Below are 23,354 nucleotides of genomic sequence, written 5' to 3'. Positions count from 1 at the left end.
CACTTTGCGCGAGGATCTGCCCATGACCCAACAGGTTCCCAGATCCTCGCCTCGCCACCCGGTGCGCCTTGCCGCCCACTGTCGGACGCTCGACGGGCAGGCCGAGGAAGGCGAGCTTTTCGATATCTCGCTCGAAGGCTGCTGTGTGCGCACGCCTTCGGGGTTCTTCCGCGTCGGTGGCCGCGTGGTGGTCCTGCCCGAAGGGCTCGATGGCCAGAGCGGCATCGTGCGCTGGTCGCGCGGCGAGATGGCCGGGGTGGAGTTCGACCAGCCGGTGCGCCCGATGCTGGTTGAGGAACTGGCCGCCCGCCACGGCGTGGATGTCCTCACCGACCGCCGCTGACCTTTACCGGCGCCGCGTTTCGCTGAGCCTTTGCGACGTGAAGCGGTAGCCGAGCCCTTCCGAAATCGCGATCACCGCGTCCCCCTCGCGCATTTCGACGCGGGTGTGGATGCGCCGGACCGGATGGGCGGCCACGTCCTCGCGGATGGCTGCCAGAGTGCCGAGCCGCGCCAGCCGTTCCAGATTGCAGCGGGTGGGGAAGATCACGTCCACCTTGCGCCGCCCGACCATCGCCAGTGTCTGTGCGGCGCTGGCCCAGAACAGGCGGGTGTTCTCGGTCTCGTCCGCGCTGACCTCGCAGGCCCCGCTGCCGATATCGATTACGAAGAACCGGGTGTCGAAGAAGCGGTCCTCCAACTGCGTCCAGTGGGCGAAGAGGTCGAGGCGCTCGGGCGCCAATGTCCAGTGCATGGCGGCGAGTACCTCCGCAAAGGACATTCCCTCTGTCAGCAGCGCGCGGGCGCGCGCGGCCTGTGCGGCGCTGACCGGTTCGCGCACCGCAAGCATGAGGCCGGTCTCTTCCAGCGTTTCGCGGATTGCGGCGATGCGCGCTGCGGCCAGCTCGGGTTCCTCGTCGGGCGAGAGCAGGGCGGCCAGCGCATGATCGCCCGGATCGACCCGCCCGCCGGGGAACACCGCCGCGCCGCCTGCGAAGTCCAGCGCGCGCGAGCGTTGCACCATCAGAAGCTCGGGCGCCGCGTCATGTCTCCCGCGTCGCATGACCACGACGGTGGCTGCGGGCACGAAGGCGGCGCCGTCCATCTGCATCGGGCCGGGGCGCATTGGACCAGGGCTGGGGGAACTCTCCATGGCGGTCCTCCTCGCGCTGTTGGCGGCCAAGCGCAAGTGCGGATCGCCGGTGCAATTCCGACCGTCACGTCTTCCGACGCAGGTGTCGGACATTTTTACAAATCGCTAAGAGAGATGAATTGCCTTTAACGCGGGATCGGCGGAATTCAGCGCTATATCCGAATCTGGCACGCATCGTGCTATAGAAACGGTGTACCCAAAGTGGTTGAGGCGGGGCCGGATTGGTCTCCGGGTCCCGCCTCCCCGCGATACACCCCGAAATCGCCGGAACCAGATAGCAAAACGCCCGCAGCGGAGCTTTCCGTGCGGGCGCTTCGAAATCGTGGAAAGATGGCCGGGGCGTCCCGGCCAGCCTTGTCAGGCCTTGGTGGCGAGGCCTGCGTCGATGAACAGCTGGTGCAGTTCGCCTGCCTCGTACATCTCCATCATGATGTCGCTGCCGCCGACGAATTCGCCCTTCACGTAGAGCTGCGGGATCGTCGGCCAGTCCGAGTAGGCCTTGATGCCCTGACGGATTTCCATGTCCTGCAGCACGTCCACGCTCTCGTAGGTCGCGCCGAGGTGATCGAGGATGGCGATCGCGCGGCTGGAGAAGCCGCACTGCGGGAACAGGGGCGTGCCCTTCATGAACAGGACGATGTCGTTGCTGTTGACGATGTCGCCGATGCGGGTGTTGACGTCGGACATTGCGGAAAAATCCTTGGAGAAGCGTTCTGGGAGATCAGTTGGGAACTGCGGTGGTCAGTTGCAAGGCATGGAGCACGCCGCCCATGCGGCCGCCCAGTGCCTCGTAGACCAGCTTGTGCTGCGCGACGCGCGGCTTGCCCGCGAACGATGCCGAGACGACATGCGCGGAATAGTGATCGCCGTCTCCGGCAAGGTCGGTGATCGTGACCTGCGCGTCGGGCAGTGCGGCCAGGATCAGGGCTTCGATTTCGTGGGCTGGCATGGCCATGGGATTGTCTCCTTGTCTGTATGTCGGCACCGGCCCTTTCCCCCACCCTGCCACCCATAGGGTACGATCGTCGGGTGGCAGGGTGGGGGAGAGGGCCGGTGCCGTATCGAAGGGCCTCCCCGAAGGCCCTTCGCAAAAACGTTACCCCAGGAACGCGCGGCGGGCGTCGACCTGCTTGGCCTCCAGCGCCTCGCGCACTTCGGCTTCGCTGGCGTCCACGCCGGCGGCGATCAGATCGCCCAAAAGTTTGCGCACGACGTCCTCGTCGCCCGATTCCTCGAAGTCGGTCTGGACCACGGCCTTGGCATAGGCGTCGGTCTCGGCCTGCGAGAGTTGCATGCGCTGCGCGGCCCATTCGGCCAGCAGGCGGTTGCGGCGGGCCTGAATGCGGATCGCCATCTCGGATTCGCGTCCGATGCGCGGTTCGAAGCCGCCGTGTGCCGACGAAGGATCGTTCGCAGTGTCCATGGTGTCCTGTGTGCCGCCGTTTTGCGCGAGCCGGGGCGTGCGCGGGTTTTCTCGCGCCGACATAGGGCCGGGAGGGCGTTTCCGGCAAGAGGCTTTCGGGGGGCGGGCCGTCGGCGCGCCGGGCGAGGCAAACGGGAAGGGGAAGCGGGGAAGGGCTGGAGCCGCTCCCCCGCAATCCGTATCAGTCCGCGCTGACAGGCGCCTTCGCGAGGAAGGGCAGCTCGGCGCTGGCCTTGGCCTCATGCCCGGCGATGGCGGCGTCCTGCGCCAGCGTCAGGCCCACTTCGTCGAGGCCGTTCAGCAGGCAGTGCTTGCGGAACGGATCGATCTCGAAGGTGAAGCGGTCCTGAAAGGGCGTGGTGACGGTCTGGCTTTCCAGATCGACATCGACGGGCTGCTCCACGGCGACTTCCATCAGCCGGTCGATGGCTTCCTGGGGCAGGGCCACGGTGAGAATGCCGTTCTTGAAGGCATTGCCCGAGAAGATGTCCGAGAAGCTGGGCGCGATCACGCAGGCCACGCCCATGTCGAGCAGCGCCCATGCCGCGTGTTCGCGGCTCGATCCGCAACCGAAGTTGTCGCCCGCGATCAGGATCGGTGCGCCTTCGTAGGCCGGGTCGGTAAAGACGTTGCCCGGCTCCTTCTTCACCGCCTCGAACGCGCCCTTGCCGAGACCTTCGCGGGTGATCGTCTTGAGCCAGTGCGCGGGAATGACGACGTCGGTGTCGACGTTCTTGCGCCCGAACGGGATCGCCTTTCCGGCGACGTGGTTGATGGCTTTCATCGCTGGGTGCCTCAGTCCGTCTCGGCCGGGAAGTGCGGCGCGGTACTGGTCGGCGAGGGGAGCGAGCGGGCATCGCGCGCCTTGTCGCGGCGGCGCTTCACGAACAGCAGCGCGGCAGCAATCGCGGCAGAGCCGATGGCGGCACCGGCAGCGACAGCGGCGCGACCGGCGAGGTTGTTTTCGGTATCGTCGGACATCTTGGTCATCCCATCAGCTCGCGAACGTCGGTCAGGTGGCCGGTGACGGCAGCGGCAGCGGCCATCGCCGGGCTCATCAGGTGGGTGCGCGCCCCCGGTCCCTGACGTCCGGTGAAATTGCGGTTGCTGGTCGAGGCGCAGCGCTCGCCCGCCGGAACCTTGTCCGGGTTCATCGCAAGGCATGCCGAGCAGCCCGGCTCGCGCCATTCGAGGCCCGCCTCGACGATGATCCTGTCCAGGCCCTCGGCCTCGGCCTGCGCCTTCACCAGACCCGATCCGGGGACGACGATCGCCCACTTCACGTTATCCGCCTTGTGACGGCCCTTGAGCACTTCGCAGGCCGCGCGATATCCTCGATGCGGCTGTTGGTGCACGAGCCGATGAAGACGTTCTGGATCTCGATATCGGTCAGCTTCGTGCCCGGCGTCAGCCCCATGTAATCGAGGCTGTGGCCGACCGCGTCGCGCTTCGAGGCATCGCCGAAGGCTTCCGGCCCCGGAACGAGCGCGCCGATGGGGGCGGTGTCCTCGGGGCTGGTGCCCCAGGTGACAGTGGGCTGGATGTCCTCGGCACGGATATGGACGGACTTGTCGAACGTCGCGCCTGCGTCGGTCGCCAGACTCTTCCACCAGGCGACGGCCTTGTCCCAGTCCTCGCCTTTGGGGGCATAGGGGCGGCCCTTGACGTAGGCGAAGGTCGTCTCGTCCGGCGCGATCAGGCCCGCGCGGGCGCCGCCCTCGATGGCCATGTTGCACACGGTCAGGCGGCCTTCGACGGTCATTTCCTCGAAGACGTTGCCGCAGAATTCGATGACGTGGCCGGTGCCGCCGGCCGTGCCGATCTCGCCGATGATGTGCAGGATCACGTCCTTGGAGGTAATCCCGGCGCCGAGCTTGCCCTCGACGCGCACCTCCATGGTCTTGCTCTGCTTGAGCAGCAGCGTCTGCGTGGCGAGCACATGCTCGACCTCGCTGGTGCCGATGCCGAAGGCCAGCGCACCGAGGCCGCCGTGGCAGGCGGTGTGGCTGTCACCGCACACAATCGTCGCGCCGGGCAGCGAGAAGCCCTGCTCGGGGCCGACGACATGGACGATGCCCTGTTCAGCGTCGGCATCGCCGATGTAGCGGATGCCGAATTCGGGCGCGTTCTTTTCCAGCGCGGCCAGCTGCTGGGCGCTCTGCGAGTCGGCGATGGGCACGCGGTTGCCCTGCGCATCGCGGCGGGCGGTGGTGGGAAGGTTGTGATCGGGCACCGCGAGCGTAAGGTCGGGACGGCGTACCTTGCGACCGGAGCTGCGAAGGCTTTCAAAGGCCTGCGGGCTCGTAACCTCGTGAACGAGGTGACGGTCGATGTAGATGAGGCAGGTGCCGTCGTCGCGTCTGTCGACGACGTGTGCGTCCCAGATCTTCTGGTACAGCGTGCGGGGTGCGGTGTCAGTCATGGTGAAAGCGCGATTAGGCGCGCCGGTCCCGCAATTCAAGAGGGACGGGCGCGCCTTGTCGCGCAATTATCGTGCTTCCCGTTGCGCTATCCGCCCTGCGCCATATGTTTCAATGGGGGGAGGGAGATGCCGGGTGGATAGCGCAGGCGGCGTGACGATCAGTGGCGATAGGTGACGGTCTTCTTGACGACCGTGTGATGCGCTACGTGGGCGGGCGCCTTGTGAACGACGACGGTGCGGTGGACGACCTTGCGGGCAGGGGCGGGGCGCACGACCTTCTTGGTGACGACCTTCTTGGTCACGACGCGGTGGGCGGGCGTTACCTTGTGGGTCACGACGGTCTTGTGGACGACCGGGGCGGCAGTGGCGGGAAGCGCGGCGCCGAGACCGATGGCGGCGACCAGAGCGGGGGCGAGAATGCGGGTGAACTTGGTCATCGTGGTGTCCCTTCTTGATGGCGGAAGCGCGGTCGTGAGTGACTGTCTCTCCGTTGCATTCAGATTTAGAGCTGTTTTGATGAACGCCCGAAAAACAAGGCGTCGCAGGATCTTGGGAAAGTGTCGCCAAATGTCGCACGCAGATCGGCATGTCGGGTGGGCTGACAGCGAGGCGGCGCGGGCGTAGAAGCGTGGCTATGGATTTCGTTCTTGCCCTCTCGATGGTTCTGGCCAGTGCCGCCGCGATGGAACTGGTCGCCTGGGCCAGCCATAAGTACGTGATGCACGGCTTCGGCTGGGCCTGGCACCGCGACCACCACGAACCGCACGACAATCTGCTGGAGAAGAACGACCTCTATGCACTGGTCGGTGCAGGCATCAGCATCGGTATGTTCGCGCTGGGCTCGCCGCTGGTGATGGGCGGCCTGTTTGGTCTGCCTGCTTGGTGGCCGGGGACGTGGATCGGCCTTGGCGTGCTGATCTATGGCGTGATCTATACGCTGATCCACGACGGGCTGGTGCATCAGCGCTATTTCAGATGGGTGCCCAAGCGCGGCTATGCCAAGCGGCTGGTGCAGGCGCATCGCCTCCACCATGCGACCATCGGCAAGGAGGGTGGGGTGAGCTTCGGCTTCGTGATCGCCCGCGATCCTGCCGTCCTGAAGCGCGAACTGGCGGCGCAGCGCCGCGCCGGCATCGCCGTGTTGCGCGAAGCAGCGGACGATTGATCGGGTAAGGGCTGGACGCGGGCGGCATCAGCCTCCATCTTGGCACAGCGATGCTTGAACCAGTCGAAGTCGAAAACCTCATCATCGAAATCCGCGACCACTACGTCGCCCAGTTCCGCGACTTTGCCGCGCGCATGCGCGCCGAAGGCGAGGACGGCAGCACTGAGGTCAAGTTCGAGGTCCCCGATCCCGGCAGCGCCTTTCGCGGGCTGATCGTGGTCGATCACATCACCTCGGGCGAGGATATCGTCGCCAGCGATTTCGATCCCGAACAGATGCTCTCGTTCAACCGGATCGAGGGGCTGGTGAACGACATGGCGCTCGAACTCGAAGGGCTGCGCTGGGACGGCGCGGTGCTGCGCCACGATCTGCCCGATGCCGCGCCTGCTCTGGAGGACTGGTTCGAACGCTGGTTCGATCCCGACGAACTGCGCCTCGATCCCGAGGCCGAACTTTCGGAGAATATCCACGCGCTCTATGTCGAGCCGGGCGAATTGCAGGTCGATTTCGGCACGGCCCCTGCCGAGGCATTCTGGGAACTGCTGGGCACTCTGTCCGCCGCCGGGGCCGCGCGCGTGGTGGTCAGCGGGTAGGAATTACCCCGCTGCCAGCCGCGCCGCCGTCTCGCGGATCAGCGCGATCATGTTGGGCACGCCCTGTGTGCGGTTCGAGGACAGCTGGCTCTTGAGATCGAACGGTTCTAGCGCGGCGGTAACGTCGGTTGCGGCGACGTCCTTGGCCGGGCGATCCTGCACGGCGGCGATCACCAGCGCGACGATACCCTTGGTAATGGCCGCATTGCTGTCCGCCAGAAAGTGCAGCGTGCCGTTCTCGGCTTCGGTGGGATAGACCCAGACGCTGGCCGAACAGCCGCGCACCTTGGTGGCATCGGTCTTGAGCGCATCGGGCATCGGGTCCAGCTCGCGGCCCAGTTCGATCAGCAGGCGATACCGTTCGTCGCCATCGAGGAATTCGTACTCTTCGCGGATATCGTCGAGGCTGCGCATGGCAGGGCATTTAGACGCCGGTGCGCGAAGGGCAAGGGGGAGAATGGCTTGCACGATTGCGCTGGGCGCGCGTTCCTGTCAGGGGAAGTGGCAAAGTTTATGTGGTTCAAGGCGTCTGAACACAAGGAACTCGTCATCCCCGCGCAGGCGGGGATCCAGAGCCCATGGCGCCACGGCCACTGGATCCCCGCCTGCGCGGGGATGACGAATATGAGAGAGACGCACCAGCCGATGCCATCAGCCGCCAGCCATCCGTTCTTCTCGATGCACCGCCACGGCTTCGTGCGCGTCGCCACTTCCACGCCGCGCGTGCGCACGGCGGACGTTGCCTTCAACACCGAGGCGGTGCTGGCCGAGGCGGCGCGCGCGCATGCCGCGCATGTCGATCTGGTGGTGTTTCCCGAGCTGTGCTTGTCCTCCTACGCGATCGACGACCTGCACCTGCAACGCGCGATGATCGAGAGCGTCGAGGCCGCCATCGCCCGCGTGGTCGCAGCGAGCGCGGCGCTTTCGCCGGTGCTGCTGGTCGGCGCGGCGCTGGCGCGCGAGGGGCGGCTGTATAACTGCGCATTGGTGATCGCCAACGGGCGGCTGCTGGGCGTCGTGCCCAAGAGCTTCCTGCCCAACTACCGCGAGTTCTACGAGAAGCGCTGGTTCTCCAGCGGCAAGGGTCTGCGCGGCGAGACCATCCGGGTGAACGGCGAGGATGTGCCCTTCGGCACCGACCTCGTGTTCGCCTCGAACCAGTTGCCCGATTTCCGCCTCTTCGCCGAAATCTGCGAGGACGTGTGGGCCGCGATCCCGCCCAGTTCGCTGGGCGCGCTGGCAGGTGCGACGGTGCTGTGCAATCTCTCGGCCTCGAACATCGTCATCGGCAAGAGCGACGAGCGCCACACCCTGTGTCGCGCCCAGTCGGCCAGTGCGCAGGCGGCATACATCTATTCCGCCGCCGGCCATGGCGAGAGCACGACCGACCTTGCCTGGGACGGGCAGGGGATGATCTACGAACTGGGCGGGCTACTGGCCCAGTCCGAACGCTTTGCGCTGGAGCCGGAGCTGTGCATCGCCGACGTCGACGTGACCCGCATCGCGCTCGACCGGCTGCGCTCGCCCACCTTTGCCGACAGCGCCGACCTTGCCTTCGCGAGTCTGCCGAAGTTCCGCACCGTGGCGTTCGATCATGTGCCCGCGAGCGGCGATATCGGCCTCACCCGCCCACTCGCCCGCTTCCCCTTCGTGCCCGACCGTGCCGACAAGCTGGATGCGGACTGCTTCGAGGCGTTCAATATCCAGGTCGACGGGCTGATGCGCCGGATCGCCTCGACCCACGCGAAGTCGCTGGTGATCGGCATCTCGGGCGGCCTCGATTCGACGCAGGCACTGATCGTCGCCGCGCGCGCCTGTGACCGCCTCGGCCTGCCGCGCACCTTCATCCGCGGCTACACGATGCCGGGCTTTGCAACCAGCGACGGCACCAAGTCGAACGCCTGGGCACTGATGCGCGCAGTGGGCATCACGGCGGAAGAGATCGACATCCGCCCCGCCGCCACGACGATGCTGAAGGACATCGGCCATGCCTTCGCGGATGGTCAGCCGGTCTATGACGTGACCTTCGAGAACGTGCAGGCGGGGCTTCGCACCGATTACCTGTTCCGCCTTGCCAGCCAGCACGCGGGTTTTGTGCTGGGCACCGGCGACCTGTCGGAACTGGCGCTGGGCTGGTGTACCTATGGCGTGGGCGACCAGATGAGCCACTATGCGGTCAACGCTGGCGTGCCCAAGACGCTGATCCAGTACCTGATCCGCTGGTGCGCGAATGGCCAGTTCGACGAGGCGACGGCGCAGATCCTGCTGGCGATCCTCGATACCGAGATCTCGCCCGAACTGGTGCCCGCAGGCGCAGACGGCGCGATCCAGAGCACCGAGGCGAAGATCGGGCCTTATGCGCTCAACGACTTCTTCCTCCACCACATCGCCCGCTTTGGTCAGAGCCCGTCGAAAGTCGCGTTCCTGTGCTGGCACGCCTGGCGCGATGCGGCGGCGGGCAACTGGCCCGAGGGTTTTCCCGAGGACGCGCGCGAGGCGTATGACCTCGCCACGATCCGGTCTTGGCTGGAGAAGTTCCTGAGCCGCTTCTTCGCGTTCAGCCAGTTCAAGCGCTCGGCGATTCCAAATGGTCCGAAAGTCTCCTCCGGCGGCGCGCTGTCCCCACGCGGAGACTGGCGCGCGCCCTCCGATGCGAGCGCGGCAGTATGGCTGGCGGATCTGGAAGCGGGCGTGCCGAAGGGCTGATCGGTCCCGATTGGCGGAGAAGCAGCCCCAACATTCTTCGTCATTCCCGCGCAGGTGGGAATCCAGCTTCCGACCTTACGGTGGAGCGTCACTGCGGACTGGATCTCCGCCTGCGCGGGGATGACGAAAGGGGGGCGGGCAGGGGGTTAAGGGGCGATTGACCTCAATCGCGCAGTTTCTCGATCTCGCGCGCAAGGTCCTTGCCGTGGCGATCATCGGTGGCGATGCGTTCGAGGACGGCGATGCGCTCGCGCAGCTTCTCGACCTCGCGCTCCAGTTCGCGCTCGTGGTCGGTCGGACCGGAGGGGGTGAAATCGCGGTCGCGACCCAGGGTTCGGCCCAGCCGACTGCGGCGACGACCGAAGTTGAACAGCTCGCGCGGGTCGGTGCTGCCCCCGTGCCGCAACTGTTGCGAACGCAGCCAGGTCACGCAGCCGATGGCGAAGAGGACGACGATGGCGGTGCCGAAACTCATTGCGTGGTCACTTTCCTGATCTCTTGGCCCCTGATCTCATGCCCAATGTCGGCAGAGGGAAGGCGGGCGTCAAGCGCCGTCGTATCGTGGGCAGAGGTATCCCGAAGCGCCTCGATCTGGTGGGCAAGGCCCAGTGCGCTGCCACCGTCGGTGAGGATACGCTCCAGCACGCGGACGCGGTTCTCCAGTTGCGCATTGTGCGCAGCATATTGCGCGGCCTTTTCCGCCGCCAGCTTCGTCGAGGCACCGGCAGTGATCTCCAGCTTGCGCTCCATGAAGGCGAGGCGGCGCTTATAGGCGCCTGCCAGGATCGCGAAGATGATGATCGTGGCGATCAGGAAGGCGCAGAAGCCCATGAAATCGCCGGGGCTCACTGGCGGGTCTCCTCGGGGGCGGGCATGGGTGGCGGCCCGGGGATGCGCTCGGCCTCCACCTCGCGACGGTCGCGCAGCGCCTCGATCTGCAGCGCGGTGTCATAGCTGCCATCGGTGATGATGCGCTCCAGCACGCGCATGCGCTCTTCCAGCTCCGCGACGGTAGTGGCGTGGCGCGCGGCCTTGTCTGCGGCGAGATCGGCGGCAGACTGGATGTGCAGTTCGGCCAGATGGGTCTGGTGCCGGGTCCAGATGAAAAAGCCGCCCAGAAGGAAGGGGGCCAGCGGTATCAGTATCCAGAGGTTGTCCACGAGAGGTGTCCCTGTTGCGTGCTCGTAAGTGGCCCGGAGGAGAGGTCTTCAGTTGATCTTCTGACCGGCTGCGGGATCGCGCGCGGTCTCCACCTCGCGCTTGTCGCGCAGGGCCTCGATCTGGAGCGCGGTGTCATAGCCGTTGTCGGTGATGATCCGCTCCAGAATGCGCACGCGCTCTTCGAGCTGGGCATTGCTGGTGGCGTAGAGCGCGGCTTTCTCGGCCGTAGTGTTTGCCTGGATTTCGGCCATGCGGCGCTGGTGGCGCGTCCAGATCGCGACGATCGGGATGGAGAGCGCGAAGATGGGGACGAGCAGGTCGGGATCGAACATGAGGGGCGTTCCTTCGGAAGGTCTCAGCGCAGGCTGTCGATCTCGGCGGCGAGGCGCGAGCTGCTGCTGGTCGAGTAATGCGTTTCCAGATCGCGCACGCGGCGGTCGAAATCGTCAAGATCGCCTGCAATCTTCTCGCTGCGCGCGGTGGTGGCGGAGCGGGAGGCGCGATCCAGCGAGATGTCGTGGAAGGCACTGCGCGGCGCATAGGGCGAGCGGATGCCGCGGGCGCGGCGGCGCTCCATCCGGCGCAGCAGGCGCGCTTCGTCGGCCTCGTCATAGAGCCCCATCGGGCGCGAATCCGCCAGCCAGGCGACCGCGATGTAGACGAGGATCGGTACGCCCGAGCCCATCAGCGTCACCAGCACGGCGGCGAGGCGAATCCAGAAGGCGTCGACGCCGGTGTAATCGGCGATCCCGGCGCATACGCCCCAGATCTTGGCGTTCGACTTGTCGAGATAGAACTGTCCGCGTGACATCGTTCCGTTGTCCTTCCCCAGAGGCCGCCGGGCATTGCCCTGCCGCGGCCGGAATGCGTCTTGTGTAAGTACGGCGGAATTTTACGCCGGCCTGTCGGTCATAGGCTTGTCGGTCATCGCGCGCTTCATTGCCGCGAGTTCGTCCTCGATCGCATCGCCATCGGCCAGCGCGGCGATCTCGTCGGCGAGCGTGGGCTGGCGGCGGTCGTCGCCGAGCGAGAGCGCTTCGGCACGGCCTTCGGCATAGTCCACGCGGCGTTCGAGCTGGTCGAAGCGCGCCAAAGCCTCGTCCACCCGCTCGCTGGCCAGCAGCGTGCGCAGTTTGACGCGATTCTCGGCGCTCTGCAACCGCGCGGCGATGGCGCTCTGGCGGCTGCGGGCTTCGCGCAGGCGGTTCTGCAGCTTCTCGATGTCCTGTTCGTAGGCGAGCAGCGCATCGTCGAGCACCGCGACTTCGCCGGTCAGCTGTTCGGCCATGTCTGCGGCCTTCTTCTTTTCCATCAGCGCGGCGCGGGCCAGATCCTCGCGGTCCTTGGACAAGGCAAGTTGCGCCTTTTCCGACCAGTCGGCCTGGAGCTTGTCCAGCTTGATCAGGTGGCGGCGCAGTTCCTTCTGGTCGGCGATGGTGCGGGCCGACGAGGTACGCACTTCGACCAGCGTCTCTTCCATCTCCAGGATGATCAGGCGGATCATCTTCGCCGGGTCTTCGGCCTTGTCGAGCAGGTCGTTGAAGTTGGCGGCGATGATGTCGCGGGTGCGGCTGAAGATGCCCATGGCGGTGGTTCCTGTGATGCGGGTTTTGCCGAAGGAGGTGTGGTTGAAAGTCGCCTCGTCCGCCGCATCCGGTGCAAGCGGATAGAGCGTGACGGGGCGGGGGTTCGAGGGGCCGGAGTTGGAGGAACGTGCGTTCGAGACGCGTTCGATCTCGGCGTCGAGGCGGCTCATGCCAGCGGTGCTCCGCAGGCATGGAAGCTGGAAAGCGTCGTGGCAGAGGCGGGCGCTGCGATGGCGTCGGCGGCACCGATCTGTCCGGCCATGGCCAGCACGTTGAACACGGCGAGCACCAGCAGGCCGACGAACAGGGCGATCTGGGCACGCGAGCGGGCGGGTGCATCGGCGTCGCGCACCGGAAGCGGTGCGCGGGCGGCGGCATGGCTGGCTTCACACTCGGTCCACCGGTCCACGGGTGACTGGTCTCGAACGGATGCATGACGGTTGGTCCCTGTTGCGGCCCGGCGGGTCTGCCGAGCGATTGTTCACAGTACAGCAAGCCCCGTGCCAAATGGACAAAAGCGCACATTTGCGTGGCTATCGCACTGGAAACACGCGGATTGAAAATGACGGATTGCCAGATATTGGTAAATTATGCCAATTTATGGGCATGGAGCGCGACGTTCAGTTCATCGGCCAGTCCTCGGCCTTTCTCGATGCGGTGGAGCGCGCCAGCCGTGCCGCGCCGGTCGGGCGGCCGGTGCTGGTCATCGGCGAGCGCGGCACGGGCAAGGAGCTGATCGCCCAGCGCCTCCATCGCCTGTCCTCGCGCTGGATGAGCCGCTGGTGACGCTCAACTGCGCGGCGCTGCCCGAAACGCTGATCGAGGCGGAGCTGTTCGGGCACGAGGCGGGCGCCTTCACCGGCGCGGTCAAGGCGCGGGCCGGGCGCTTTGAGGAGGCCGATCGCGGCACGCTGTTTCTCGACGAGCTGGGTAATCTGTCGATGGCGGCACAGGAGCGGCTGCTGCGCGCGATCGAATATGGGGAAGTGGTGCGCATCGGCGCCTCGCGCCCGGTGCAGGTCGATGTCCGCATCGTCGCGGCGACCAATGCCGACCTGCCGCGCATGGCGGAGGAGGGCGCCTTCCGGGCCGACCTGCTCGACCGCCTGAGCTTCGAGGTCATCACCCTGCCGCCGCTTCGTGCCCGCGAAGGCGATGTCGAGCAACTGGGCGACTACTACGGTCGCCGCATGGCGAGCGAGCTGGGCTGGGATCGCTGGCCGGGCTTTGCAGACGGGGCGATGGCGGCGTTGGAGGCCTATCCATGGCCAGGCAACGTGCGCGAACTGCGCAATGTGGTGGAGCGCGCGGTCTATCGCTGGGGTGATGAGGAATTGCCCATCGGCGAGGTTGTGTTCGACCCGTTTGCCAGTCCCTGGGCGGCGAAATATGCAGAGGTTCCGGTCGAAGTGGCCGAGGTTGTCGCCTCTGCCGCCTCGGTTCCTACGCCGCCGGTATCATCGCCTGCGAACTTGCGCGAGGCGGTCGAGGCGCATGAGCGCAGCCTTGTCCTCGCTGCGCTGGAGCGTCTGCGCTGGAACCAGCGCAAGGCCGCCGTAGCGCTGGGCCTGACTTACGATCAGTTGCGCCATTGCCTGAAGAAGCATGGGCTGCATCGGGGCGGGTGATCGCGCTTCTGCTCGTCCTGTTGCAACGCCCTTGCAATTTTCCGGAATCGGGCCTATCTGCCTTGTCATCCCGTAATTGGTGACACAACGAACGGGCTGGCGCCGACAGGGGCCGGCGCGAAACTGCGTTGCCTAACACGGCCCGACATATCCGGCGCGATGCGCCGACAAGACATACGAACGGAATACCGATTGGCCGATATTGCCCGCCTTGTTGAAGTGATCGAACCCGAGGTCAAGGCTCTGGGCCTCGACCTCGTGCGCGTGCGCATCTTCGGCAAGAGCGAAGTCGGCGACGACGAGATCGCGCTGCAGATCATGGCCGAGCGTCCCGAGACCGGGCAGCTCGTGCTGGAAGACTGTGTGACGCTCTCGCACCGCATTTCCGATCGCATGGACGCGCTGGAGGAAGCGGGCGAGGACCTGATCGAGGAGGCCTATCGCCTCGAAGTCAGCTCGCCGGGCATCGATCGTCCGCTCACCCGCGTGAAGGATTACGCGAACTGGGCCGGGCACGAGGCCAAGATCAATCTGTCCGAACCCGTGGAAGGCAACCGCAAGGGGCTCCACGGCGATCTGGTCGGTATCGAGGGCGATGCCGGTGCGGAAGTGGTGACGCTGGAGGACCGCAAGTCCGGCCGCGTCAGCTTCCCGCTCGCCCATGTCAATTCCGCAAGGCTGGTCCTGACCGACCGGCTGATCGCTGCAACCCGCCCGCTCGACGCCTCTGGCGCGGACGAGGAAGTCGTCATCGATGACGACACTTTCGAGGAACAGGAAGACTAAGCCATGGCCAGTGCGATTTCCGCCAACCGCGCCGAGCTGCTCGCGATCGCCAACTCCGTTGCCTCGGAGAAGATGATCGACAAGTCCATCGTCATCGAGGCGATGGAAGAAGCGATCCAGAAGTCGGCCCGCAACCGCTACGGTGCCGAGAACGACATCCGCGCCAAGCTCGATCCGCGCACCGGCGACCTGCGCCTGTGGCGCGTCGTCGAGGTGGTCGAGCATGTCGACGACTACTTCAAGCAGGTCGATCTGGCGCAGGCCCAGAAGCTCCAGAAGGACGCCGCGCTGGGCGACTTCATCGTCGACCCGCTGCCCCGGTGGATCTGGGCCGTATCGACGCGCAGTCGGCCAAGCAGGTGATCTTCCAGAAGGTCCGCGATGCCGAGCGTGACCGTCAGTACGAAGAGTTCAAGGACCGCGCGGGCGAGATCATCACCGGCGTGATCAAGTCGGTCGAGTTCGGCCACGTGATCGTCAACCTCGGTCGCGCCGAGGGCGTGATCCGCCGCGACCAGCAGATCCCGCGCGAAGCTGCCCGTGTGGGTGAGCGCGTGCGTGCGCTGGTGCTGCGCGTCGAGCGCCAGAACCGCGGTCCGCAGATCTTCCTCTCGCGCTCGCACCCGGACTTCATGAAGAAGCTCTTCGCGCAGGAAGTCCCCGAAATCTATGACGGCGTGATCGAGATCAAGGCCGCTGCCCGCGATCCGGGCTCGCGCGCCAAGATCGGCGTCATCAGCCACGATCACTCGATCGACCCGGTCGGCGCCTGCGTCGGCATGAAGGGCAGCCGCGTGCAGGCCGTCGTGCAGGAAATGCAGGGCGAGAAGATCGACATCATCCCCTGGAGCGAGGACACCGCGACCTTCGTGGTCAACGCGCTTCAGCCCGCCACGGTCAGCCGCGTCGTCATCGACGAGGAAGAGAGCCGTATCGAGGTGGTGGTGCCCGACGATCAGCTGTCGCTGGCGATCGGCCGTCGTGGCCAGAACGTGCGCCTCGCCTCGCAGCTCACCGGCTCGCAGATCGACATCATGACCGATGCCGAATCGTCGGAGAAGCGCCAGAAGGAATTCGTTGAGCGCTCGAAGATGTTCGAGGAAGAGCTGGACGTCGACGAGACGCTCTCGCAGCTGCTGGTGGCCGAAGGCTTCACCGAGCTGGAGGAAGTCGGCTACATCGACATCGCCGAACTGGCGCAGATCGAGGGCTTCGACGAGGAGCTGGCCGAAGAGCTGCAGAACCGCGCGCTCGAAGCGCTGGAGCGCCGCGAGGAAGCCTCGCGCGAGGCTCGCCGCGCGCTGGGCGTCGAGGATGGTCTGGCCGAACTGCCGCACCTCACCGAAGCGATGCTGGTGGTGCTCGGCAAGGCCGGGATCAAGACGCTCGACGATCTCGCCGATCTCGCCACCGACGAACTCATCGCCAAGAAGCGCACCGAGCAGCGTCGTCGCGACGGCACTGTCAATCGCCGCTCGCGCGACGAGGACAAGGGCGGTGTGCTCGGCGAATATGGCCTGACCGAAGAGCAGGGCAACGAGATCATCATGGCCGCCCGCGCGCACTGGTTCGACGACGAGCCGGACGCTGCGGAAGCGGTCGAGACTGAGGAGGCCGCCGATGCGGGATCCTCACAATGAGCGCGTAAGCTCCGACATCGATGGCCCCGGCGCGGAGCGGACCTGCATCCTCTCCGGCCGCAAGGGTGCGCGCGATGATCTCGTGCGCCTCGCCATTTCGCCGGAAGGACTGGTCCTTCCAGACGTCCATGCGCGTGCCCCCGGGCGCGGCGCATGGATCGGCGTTTCGCGTGAGGCCCTTGAAATTGCCGTTGCCAAGGGCAAGTTAAAGGGAGCGCTGGCGCGTGCCTACAAGGGCGCGCCGCTGACGATCCCCGAAGACCTGCCCGAACGCATCACGGCGGCGCTGTCCCGCGCCCTGACCGACCGCCTCGGGCTGGAGATGAAGTCCGGCCGTCTGCTGCTCGGCTCCGACCGCATCGCCCAGAACGCTCGCGAGGGCCGGGTCGAATGGCTCGCCCACGCCGCCGATGCGCGCGAGGACGGATCGAGGAAGCTCGATCAGGCCTGGCGCGTGGGGCGCGAGGAAGAGGGTTCGGGTCTGAAAGGTGTGCGCTTGCCACTGGACCGCACGACGCTCTCTGTGGCATTGGGCCGCGAGAATGTCGTTCACCTGGCGCTTGGCGAGTCTGGTGCGGCCCAACGGGTCGCCTCCTTGCTGGAGCGTCTCCTGAATTACCAGGGGCAGATCGCGGAGCCACCGGCTGCGCACGAGCCCGCCGCATAGCGCGGGCACGGTACTGAACTGAACGAACACGAGGGCAGGTCTTCGCTGAAGGCGCGCCCGCGACGTTACCCGGTCGTTTTCGGGTACATGAATTGAGATTGAAGGGCACGACGACAGATATGAGCGAGACCGACAACAAACCGACCCTGGGCCGCAAGCCGCTTGGGCTGAAGCGCTCGGTGGAAGCGGGTGAGGTCAAGCAGACTTTCAGCCATGGCCGCACCAACAAGGTCGTGGTCGAGGTGAAGCGCCGCAAGGTGCTGGGCAAGCCCGGCGAGGGCGGCGTGGAAGCCACTGCACCGGCCCCGCAGGCCCCGGCAGCCCCTGCTGCTCCGGCTCCGGCTCCGGCGGCTGCTCCGGCAGCAGCCAAGCCTGCCGCCCCGGCCCCGCGCCCGGCGGCCCCGGCTGCGCCCGCACGCCCGATGATCCGCCCCGGCGAGACCCGTCAGGAAATGCAGACCCGTCTGCTGCGCGAGGCCGAGGAAGCCCGCCTTGCCATGCTCGAGGAGGCAACCCGCCGCGAGCAGGAAGCGCGCACCCGCGCGCTCGAGGACGAGAAGCGCCGCGCCGAGGACAACCGCCGCGAGCAGGAAGAGGCTGCGGTCGCTGCTGCCAAGGCGCAGGCCGAGGCCGCGCGTCAGGCTGAAGCGCCCGCCGCTGCTGAGCCCGCGCCCGCTGCGCCGGTTGCTGCCGAGGCTCCTGCTGCAGCGCCGGTGGAAACGCCTGCGCCCGTGGCCACGCCTGTCGCCAAGGCTGCCGAAGCGGCGCCTGCCGTCGAGGAGAACGCACCGGCACCTGCGCCGCGTCGCTTCACGCCCGTCCAGCGTCCCGAGCCGGTCGTGCGCAAGCCTGCCGCGCCTGCCGCTGGCGGCAACGCGTCGAACACCGGCAACACTGGTGGTGCTCCCAAGACCGCCTCTTCGGCACCCGCTGCCAAGAAGGGCGCGCCTGCACCGCGCGGCGCTTCGGCGGAGCGCAAGGGCGGCGATCGTCGCCAGTCGGGCAAGCTGACCGTCACGCGCGCGCTGAATGACGACGAGGGCGCACGCGCCCGTTCGCTCGCCGCGCTGAAGCGTGCGCGCGAGAAGGAGCGTCGCTCGCACTTCGGTGGCCGTAACCAGCCGCGCGAGAAGCAGGTCCGCGACGTGATCGTCCCCGAGGCGATCACCGTGCAGGAACTCGCCAACCGCATGGCCGAGAAGGGCGCCGACCTCGTGAAGGCGATGTTCAAGATGGGCATGATGGTCACGGTCAACCAGACCATCGACCAGGATACCGCAGAGCTGCTCGTGACCGAATTCGGCCACAACATCCAGCGCGTGTCCGAGAGCGATATCGATCTCGATCACACCGTGGACGTCGATGCCGAAGAGACGCTGAAGCCGCGTCCCCCGGTGGTGGCGATCATGGGCCACGTCGATCACGGCAAGACCTCGCTGCTCGATGCCCTGCGCGGCACCGACGTGGTGAAGGGCGAGGCCGGCGGCATCACCCAGCACATGGGCGCCTACCAGATCAAGACGAAGAGCGGCGATCTCGTCACCTTCCTCGATACGCCGGGTCACGCTGCCTTCACGCAGATGCGCATGCGCGGCGCGAACGTCACCGACATCGTGATCCTGGTGGTCGCGGCGGACGACGGCATCATGCCGCAGACGATCGAGGCCATCAACCACACCAAGGCCGCAGGCGTGCCGATGATCGTGGCGATCAACAAGATCGACAAGCACGAGGCCAACCCGCAGAAGGTGCGCGAGCGCCTGCTGGAGCACGAGATCGTCGTCGAGGCGATGTCGGGCGACGTGCAGGACGTCGAGCTTTCGGCCAAGACCGGCCAGGGCCTCGACGAGCTGATCGAGAAGATCCTGCTCCAGGCCGAACTGATGGAACTGCGCGCCAACCCCGATCGCATGGCGGAAGCCACCGTGATCGAGGCCAAGCTCGACAAGGGCAAGGGCCCGCTGGCGACCGTTCTGGTCAACCGCGGCACCCTGAAGGTTGGCGATGTGCTGGTCGTGGGTTCGGAGAGCGGCCGCGTTCGCGCCATGCTCGACGACAAGGGCCGTCAGGTGAAGACCGCGCCGCCTTCGATGCCGGTCGAGGTTCTGGGTATCGGCGGCGTGCCGATGGCAGGTGACCTGATGAGCGTGGTCGAGAACGAGCAGCGTGCGCGTGAGGTTTCGGCCTACCGTCAGGAGCAGGCGACTGCCAAGCGCACTGCCATGGCACCCGCCAGCCTCGACACGATGTTCTCGGCGCTCGCCGCCAAGCAGAGCGTCATCGAGTATCCGGTGGTCATCAAGGCGGACGTGCAGGGTTCGGTCGAAGCGATCAACTCGGCGCTCCACGCCCTGTCGAACGACGAGATCAAGGTGCGTATCCTTCACTCGGGCGTCGGGGCTATCACCGAAACCGACGTGGCTTTGGCTTCGGCCTCGGGCGCACCGATCGTGGGCTTCAACGTTCGTCCGAACGCCAAGGCGCGCGAGCAGATCGCCAAGACCAAGACCGAGATGCTGTACTACGATGTCATCTACGAGCTGACCGAAGTGGTCGCCAAGCAGATGGCCGGTATCTGGGGCCCCGAGCGCGTCGAGAACGTGGTCGGTCGCGCCGAGGTCAAGCAGGTCTTCCCGGCGGGTAAGAAGGACAAGGCTGCCGGTCTGCTGGTCGTCGAAGGGGTCATCCGCAAGGGGCTCTACGCCCGTCTCACCCGCAACGACGTCATCGTTTCGGCCACGAAGATCGCCTCGCTGCGCCGCTTCAAGGACGATGTGGACGAAGTGCGCGCGGGTCTGGAGTGCGGTGTGGTTCTGGCCGACACCAACGACATCCGTGCCGGCGATCACCTCGAAGTCTTCGAGGTCAACCATCGCGAACGCACGATCGGCTGACGATAACGGCCCGCCCGGCTTTCAGGCCGGGCGACGGAACAAGACGGGGGCGGCGACCATGGGTTGCCGCCCCCGTTGCTTTGTTGGATACCCGGTCCAACCCAGTTTCAAAAAGAGATCTGATGCCCCGCTACCTTGCCCTGTTCGGTTCGCTCAATGTCGGCTCCGGCAACCGCATCACCATGGCCGATCTGCGCCATGCGCTGGCGCGCGAGGATATCGAGAACGTCGAGACGGTGATCGCCAGCGGCAACGTACTGTTCGACTACGACGAGCGGCCGACCGAGGGGCTGGAGGAGATGTTCGCCTATGTGATGCGCGAGCGTTTCGACATCGACAGCTTCGTTGCCATCCGCACCCGCGAGGAACTGCGCCGGGCGATCGAGGACAATCCCTTCACCGGGATCGGTGAGGATGCCAACGTCCACACGCATTTTCTGGGCGGGCAGCCCACGCCCGAAGCCTATGACGCGCTGTTCGCCGCCTATGAGGGGCGCGGGCCGGAGAAGCTCGCGGCGGGCGAACGCAGCCTCTATATCGATTATGTCGAGGGGCAGGGCGAAGCCGGTTGACGGCAGGCTTTATCGAGCGGCGGCTTGCGTTTCCGGGCACTGCGCGCAATGTGCGCTCGCTGGCGCGCATTCTGACGAAGATGGGATAAGGTTCGAAGGCGAGAGCAGGAATACCGCTGCACTCCGAAAAATCACGGGGCGGCCCCCCAAACCATGAAAAGGGGCCGCCCCGGTCGCACTCAGATCAGGTCAGGCGTTCAACGGAACTGCCCGGCCAGGACCGAGGCGACGATCCCGCTGGTGATGCCCACGAGCAGAATGTCGTTGCCCGAACGGACATAGTGATAGCCGCGCGGCGGGGCCTTCATGCCGCGATGCTGGCGATAGTCGACGACCTGGTAGTGCGAGGCGTGCTTGCGGTCGAACTTCTCGCCCTTCTTCCAGTGGTCCATCTGCGAATGGCCATGGCCGGGTGCTGCCATGGCAGGCACGGCGGCGGTCAGGGCGGGCAGGGTCATCGCAGCAGCGACGAGGCGGTGGTGATCTTCTTCATGTGTCGCACTCTCCTTCGTAGTGGGGCACTCGTCTTGCGACGGAGCCTTTGCTATGGCGTAGCCAGGTTATGAGAGCTTAACGAAGCGGCACCTGAACGGTGGCGTATTCAATTGTTGCAAATTGTCGCAAAATTACGTGATGGATTAAGAGAAATGGCACGTCAGCAAGTCACCCCCGAGCAACAGTCGGTCCGCCTCCTGAAGGTGGGCGAGCAGGTGCGCCACGTGCTGTCCGAGATCCTCACGCGTCAGCAGGTCCACGATGCGACGCTTTCGGGCCATACCGTCTCGGTCACGGAAGTGCGCATGACGCCGGACCTGCGACAGGCCAACGTCTACGTGAAGCCGCTGCTGGGCGAGGACGAGGAGGCCGTGCTCAAGGCGCTACGCACGAACACCGCGTTCTTCCAGCGCGAGGTCGCGCAACGCCTCAAGCTGCGCTTCGCCGCCAAGATCCGCTTCCAGGCCGACGAGACCTTCGACGAGGCCAGCCGCATCGACGCGCTGCTCGCCGACCCCCGCGTAAAGCGCGACCTCGACGAGGATTGAGGGGCGTATCGAGGGAAGAGACGCGGCGCGTCAAGCGCTCCAGCAGCCGAGCGGCGAGCCGAAAATTCCCGCAGCATCCAGACGATCCGGATGTTCGCCCCAGAAGCACACGAACCTGTCGAGCGCGGGCTGATAGCCGAGCCAGTATCCACCCTCGTGAGCGACGCATATCGCGTCGAGGGTCTCGCCTACCGCCGTTTCGGGAAAGCCGGGTTCGATCGCCACGGCGCGGATCGGGAAAGGCTCGCAAAGGGCCGCGCGAAGCCCCCGTTCGATGTCGCGCAGATAGCTGGCAGCGTCCCAACCGGCGCCGATATAGACGTCCGAAGTATCGGCCATGCAGGCATTCAGCCGGTCGATAGCTGTCGCCATGCCAGCCCTCACGCCGTCTCGAACGCCAGCGTCGCCTTGTCCCAGCGTTCCGTGCGCAGGGCTTCGGCCGGGATGCGGAAGCGCCAGGCGCCCATTTCGCTCCAGCGCCATTCCATCAGATCGTCGTAGCCCAGCTGGAGCAGCAGCACGTCGCGCCTGCCGTCCTCGTCGAGCGCGAAGATGCGGTGCTGGTGCAGGTTTGCCAGCGCGTGCTCGGTGTTGATCCGCGCGAGGGTGTCGTCGGGCAAGGCATCGAGCGCAGTTTCGTCGCCGCTGACCATCGCGCGCTGGCTGAGCGTGGAAAGCTGGGCAATGCCCGTCGGGATCTGGGTGGAGACGGTATCGCCGTAATGGCCGTGCAGTTCGGCGAGGATTTCCTCGACCAGCGCGACTTCCTCGGGCGTCAGCGGTTCCCAGTCGTCGCGCCCCGATACGAGCTCGGCGAGCGCTGTGGCCATGTGCGGCAGGCTGTCGACCTGCTCGGTGAAGCGGTCGAGATCGGCGCGGGCAGCGGCGGCGACGTCTTCGGCCTGATCGATCTCCAGCGTTCCGCGATGTTCGCGGTGCATGGCATCGAGCGTGTCGAGCGCGGCAGTGAGCCGGGCCTCACGCTGGCCAAGCTGGCGCGGCGCCAGCGCAGCGGCGATCTCGATCCGGCGCGCCAGATTGCGCACGGCGTGCCACCACAGCGGCGGCGGCGCCTCTGGTTCGGAAGGGGGCGCAGTTTCGCCGCCCCCGTTTCCGTCCTCCGGCTCGGGCGGGGCCTCGACTGCGCGGAAGGTGGCGCGCGGATAATGACCGAAACGCTCGGTGAGGAAAGCGGCGAGCGCACCTTCGCGATCGCCGCCGGTGAGGTCCAGCGCGATCTGTTCGACCGGCCAGAACGGGAAGACCGGGCGGCTGAGCACCGAGGCGCGCGCGGGAAGCGGAAAGCCTCCCTCGTCGAAGGCAGGCGGCAGGCCGGGGGCGGCGCGGTGAAGTCGTGCTCGCCCGGCGGCACGGCCACGACGGCGCCGCTGCCCAGGAAGAACGCCAGCCAGCCGCGCGCAGGAAGCCCGGTTCCCTCGGGCACCTCGGGGCGGACCTGTGCCAGTTCGGCAAGGTCGATCTGCGCGACAAAGGGCAGCGGGCGCCCGTCGCTGCCGCGCGGCCATGGCGCGGGGCCGAGGCGCGGCAGTCCGCCGAGCCAGCTGGTCTCGGCCAGCCAGTCATGGCCCCGGTCGCGCGGGCGGCGGACCAGCAGGATCGGCGCGGGCGGCGGCGGGAGATCGGGCTCCGGGGCGGGCGGCTCTTCCTCTGCCGCCATGTCGTGAAAGGCGTCGGCAAAGGCTTCGGGCGGGGGTAGGGCTTCGTGGCGCAGGCGGCGTGAGCCGGTGAGCGCGACCAGTGCCGTCAGCACGATCGTCAGCGCCAGTGCGGCGAGCACGGCATTGCCCTGACCCAGCCTGTCGGTGGCGTGCGCCGCCAGATCGTCGAGCCAGCGAACCGGCGCGGGCGAGCCGGGATGAGCGAACGGGGCCAGCGCGACCCAGGCGGTGGCTCC

General features: G+C 66.5%; 27 protein-coding genes and 4 pseudogenes. 11 read left to right on the top strand and 20 right to left on the bottom strand.

Annotated elements, in window-relative coordinates:
* Window positions 1-22: 22 nt before the first annotated feature.
* A complete protein-coding gene (locus tag CI805_RS13095) occupies window positions 23-343 on the top strand; it encodes a PilZ domain-containing protein (protein WP_260924077.1) in 321 nt (106 codons plus the stop codon).
* A 3-nt stretch (window positions 344-346) separates the two neighbouring features.
* Here the strand turns inward: CI805_RS13095 and CI805_RS13090 are convergent, their stop codons facing one another.
* From CI805_RS13090 to CI805_RS13055, 8 genes and pseudogenes are all read right to left on the bottom strand, one after another.
* On the bottom strand, window positions 347-1,153 hold the full coding sequence (locus CI805_RS13090; protein WP_260924074.1) for an NUDIX domain-containing protein: 807 nt from the start codon (window positions 1,151-1,153) through the stop codon (window positions 347-349).
* A 357-nt stretch (window positions 1,154-1,510) separates the two neighbouring features.
* The gene (gene grxD / locus CI805_RS13085; RefSeq protein ID WP_260924071.1) at window positions 1,511-1,840 is read right to left on the bottom strand and encodes a Grx4 family monothiol glutaredoxin; all 330 of its coding nucleotides are present in this window, start codon (window positions 1,838-1,840) and stop codon (window positions 1,511-1,513) included.
* Window positions 1,841-1,874: 34 nt separating this feature from the next.
* Complete coding sequence (locus CI805_RS13080) at window positions 1,875-2,108, bottom strand: BolA family transcriptional regulator (RefSeq protein WP_260924068.1); 234 nt, start codon at window positions 2,106-2,108, stop codon at window positions 1,875-1,877.
* Between the two features lie 141 nt (window positions 2,109-2,249).
* Complete coding sequence (locus tag CI805_RS13075; protein WP_260927980.1) at window positions 2,250-2,576, bottom strand: DUF1476 domain-containing protein; 327 nt, start codon at window positions 2,574-2,576, stop codon at window positions 2,250-2,252.
* Between the two features lie 181 nt (window positions 2,577-2,757).
* Entirely contained in the window at window positions 2,758-3,360 is a 603-nt protein-coding gene (gene leuD, locus CI805_RS13070; RefSeq protein WP_260924065.1) for a 3-isopropylmalate dehydratase small subunit, read from the bottom strand.
* Window positions 3,361-3,371: 11 nt separating this feature from the next.
* Window positions 3,372-3,566 (bottom strand): hypothetical protein, encoded by a 195-nt coding sequence (locus CI805_RS13065; RefSeq protein ID WP_313958501.1) that lies wholly within the window; start codon window positions 3,564-3,566, stop codon window positions 3,372-3,374.
* Window positions 3,563-4,998, bottom strand: a pseudogene (leuC, locus tag CI805_RS13060) (3-isopropylmalate dehydratase large subunit). Before leuC ends, CI805_RS13065 begins: the two are co-directional and overlap by 4 nt.
* A 158-nt stretch (window positions 4,999-5,156) precedes the next feature.
* Window positions 5,157-5,435: a hypothetical protein gene (locus tag CI805_RS13055; protein WP_260924063.1), complete on the bottom strand. Its 279-nt coding sequence runs from the start codon at window positions 5,433-5,435 to the stop codon at window positions 5,157-5,159.
* A gap of 197 nt (window positions 5,436-5,632) precedes the next feature.
* Between CI805_RS13055 and CI805_RS13050 the strand changes: the two genes are divergently transcribed.
* Both CI805_RS13050 and CI805_RS13045 read left to right on the top strand, forming a co-directional pair.
* Window positions 5,633-6,163 carry a sterol desaturase family protein gene (locus CI805_RS13050; RefSeq protein ID WP_260927978.1) on the top strand — a complete coding sequence of 177 codons (531 nt, stop codon included), beginning with the start codon at window positions 5,633-5,635 and terminating at the stop codon, window positions 6,161-6,163.
* A gap of 50 nt (window positions 6,164-6,213) precedes the next feature.
* Complete coding sequence (locus CI805_RS13045) at window positions 6,214-6,756, top strand: hypothetical protein (protein ID WP_260924060.1); 543 nt, start codon at window positions 6,214-6,216, stop codon at window positions 6,754-6,756.
* A 3-nt stretch (window positions 6,757-6,759) separates the two neighbouring features.
* Here the strand turns inward: CI805_RS13045 and CI805_RS13040 are convergent, their stop codons facing one another.
* On the bottom strand, window positions 6,760-7,170 hold the full coding sequence (locus CI805_RS13040) for a SufE family protein (RefSeq protein WP_260924058.1): 411 nt from the start codon (window positions 7,168-7,170) through the stop codon (window positions 6,760-6,762).
* Window positions 7,171-7,401: 231 nt separating this feature from the next.
* Between CI805_RS13040 and CI805_RS13035 the strand changes: the two genes are divergently transcribed.
* Window positions 7,402-9,462, top strand: coding sequence for an NAD(+) synthase (locus CI805_RS13035; protein ID WP_260927977.1), 2,061 nt, complete (start codon window positions 7,402-7,404; stop codon window positions 9,460-9,462).
* A 163-nt stretch (window positions 9,463-9,625) separates the two neighbouring features.
* Here the strand turns inward: CI805_RS13035 and CI805_RS13030 are convergent, their stop codons facing one another.
* From CI805_RS13030 to CI805_RS13000, 7 genes are all read right to left on the bottom strand, one after another.
* Entirely contained in the window at window positions 9,626-9,937 is a 312-nt protein-coding gene (locus CI805_RS13030) for a hypothetical protein (RefSeq protein WP_260924055.1), read from the bottom strand.
* Complete coding sequence (locus CI805_RS13025) at window positions 9,934-10,311, bottom strand: hypothetical protein (RefSeq protein WP_260924053.1); 378 nt, start codon at window positions 10,309-10,311, stop codon at window positions 9,934-9,936. The genes CI805_RS13030 and CI805_RS13025 overlap by 4 nt, the downstream gene beginning before the upstream one ends.
* The gene (locus CI805_RS13020; RefSeq protein WP_260924050.1) at window positions 10,308-10,622 is read right to left on the bottom strand and encodes a hypothetical protein; all 315 of its coding nucleotides are present in this window, start codon (window positions 10,620-10,622) and stop codon (window positions 10,308-10,310) included. The genes CI805_RS13025 and CI805_RS13020 overlap by 4 nt, the downstream gene beginning before the upstream one ends.
* A 48-nt stretch (window positions 10,623-10,670) precedes the next feature.
* Window positions 10,671-10,955 carry a hypothetical protein gene (locus tag CI805_RS13015; protein ID WP_260924047.1) on the bottom strand — a complete coding sequence of 95 codons (285 nt, stop codon included), beginning with the start codon at window positions 10,953-10,955 and terminating at the stop codon, window positions 10,671-10,673.
* 23 nt (window positions 10,956-10,978) lie between these two features.
* Complete coding sequence (locus CI805_RS13010; protein WP_260924045.1) at window positions 10,979-11,434, bottom strand: PspC domain-containing protein; 456 nt, start codon at window positions 11,432-11,434, stop codon at window positions 10,979-10,981.
* An 81-nt stretch (window positions 11,435-11,515) separates the two neighbouring features.
* Window positions 11,516-12,379, bottom strand: coding sequence for a phage shock protein PspA (pspA, locus tag CI805_RS13005; protein WP_260924042.1), 864 nt, complete (start codon window positions 12,377-12,379; stop codon window positions 11,516-11,518).
* A complete protein-coding gene (locus CI805_RS13000; protein WP_260924041.1) occupies window positions 12,376-12,618 on the bottom strand; it encodes a hypothetical protein in 243 nt (80 codons plus the stop codon). The genes pspA and CI805_RS13000 overlap by 4 nt, the downstream gene beginning before the upstream one ends.
* Before the next feature lie 197 nt (window positions 12,619-12,815).
* Here CI805_RS13000 and pspF point away from each other — a divergent pair.
* The 6 genes and pseudogenes from pspF to CI805_RS12970 all read left to right on the top strand — a co-directional run bounded on the left by pspF (window position 12,816) and on the right by CI805_RS12970 (window position 20,396).
* Window positions 12,816-13,837 (top strand): annotated as a pseudogene (gene pspF, locus CI805_RS12995) (phage shock protein operon transcriptional activator).
* A 192-nt stretch (window positions 13,838-14,029) separates the two neighbouring features.
* Window positions 14,030-14,623, top strand: coding sequence for a ribosome maturation protein RimP (rimP, locus tag CI805_RS12990; RefSeq protein WP_260924039.1), 594 nt, complete (start codon window positions 14,030-14,032; stop codon window positions 14,621-14,623).
* A gap of 3 nt (window positions 14,624-14,626) precedes the next feature.
* Window positions 14,627-16,263 (top strand): annotated as a pseudogene (nusA, locus tag CI805_RS12985) (transcription termination factor NusA).
* Complete coding sequence (locus tag CI805_RS12980; RefSeq protein ID WP_260924037.1) at window positions 16,244-16,930, top strand: DUF448 domain-containing protein; 687 nt, start codon at window positions 16,244-16,246, stop codon at window positions 16,928-16,930. Before nusA ends, CI805_RS12980 begins: the two are co-directional and overlap by 20 nt.
* Before the next feature lie 119 nt (window positions 16,931-17,049).
* A complete protein-coding gene (infB, locus tag CI805_RS12975) occupies window positions 17,050-19,824 on the top strand; it encodes a translation initiation factor IF-2 (RefSeq protein WP_260924035.1) in 2,775 nt (924 codons plus the stop codon).
* A gap of 122 nt (window positions 19,825-19,946) precedes the next feature.
* Entirely contained in the window at window positions 19,947-20,396 is a 450-nt protein-coding gene (locus CI805_RS12970; RefSeq protein ID WP_313958500.1) for a DUF1697 domain-containing protein, read from the top strand.
* A gap of 197 nt (window positions 20,397-20,593) precedes the next feature.
* Here the strand turns inward: CI805_RS12970 and CI805_RS12965 are convergent, their stop codons facing one another.
* A complete protein-coding gene (locus CI805_RS12965) occupies window positions 20,594-20,854 on the bottom strand; it encodes an RcnB family protein (RefSeq protein ID WP_260924034.1) in 261 nt (86 codons plus the stop codon).
* A 189-nt stretch (window positions 20,855-21,043) separates the two neighbouring features.
* On the opposite strand from CI805_RS12965, the gene rbfA reads away from it, so the two are divergent.
* Entirely contained in the window at window positions 21,044-21,439 is a 396-nt protein-coding gene (gene rbfA / locus CI805_RS12960) for a 30S ribosome-binding factor RbfA (RefSeq protein ID WP_260924030.1), read from the top strand.
* Window positions 21,440-21,469: 30 nt separating this feature from the next.
* Here rbfA and CI805_RS12955 read toward each other — a convergent pair whose 3' ends face one another.
* The 3 genes and pseudogenes from CI805_RS12955 to CI805_RS21135 form a co-directional block, all read right to left on the bottom strand.
* Window positions 21,470-21,811 carry a hypothetical protein gene (locus tag CI805_RS12955; protein WP_260924027.1) on the bottom strand — a complete coding sequence of 114 codons (342 nt, stop codon included), beginning with the start codon at window positions 21,809-21,811 and terminating at the stop codon, window positions 21,470-21,472.
* Between the two features lie 8 nt (window positions 21,812-21,819).
* Complete coding sequence (locus CI805_RS12950) at window positions 21,820-22,719, bottom strand: hypothetical protein (RefSeq protein ID WP_260924025.1); 900 nt, start codon at window positions 22,717-22,719, stop codon at window positions 21,820-21,822.
* Window positions 22,720-22,892: 173 nt separating this feature from the next.
* Window positions 22,893-23,117: pseudogene (locus CI805_RS21135) on the bottom strand (DUF1963 domain-containing protein); the annotation flags it as partial.
* Window positions 23,118-23,354: the final 237 nt, after the last annotated feature.

Source organism: Novosphingobium sp. 9 (assembly GCF_025340265.1).
Taxonomy (GTDB): domain Bacteria; phylum Pseudomonadota; class Alphaproteobacteria; order Sphingomonadales; family Sphingomonadaceae; genus Novosphingobium.
The sequence above is the reverse complement of the archived record's forward strand: the minus strand, read 5'-3'. Positions and strand labels throughout refer to the sequence as shown.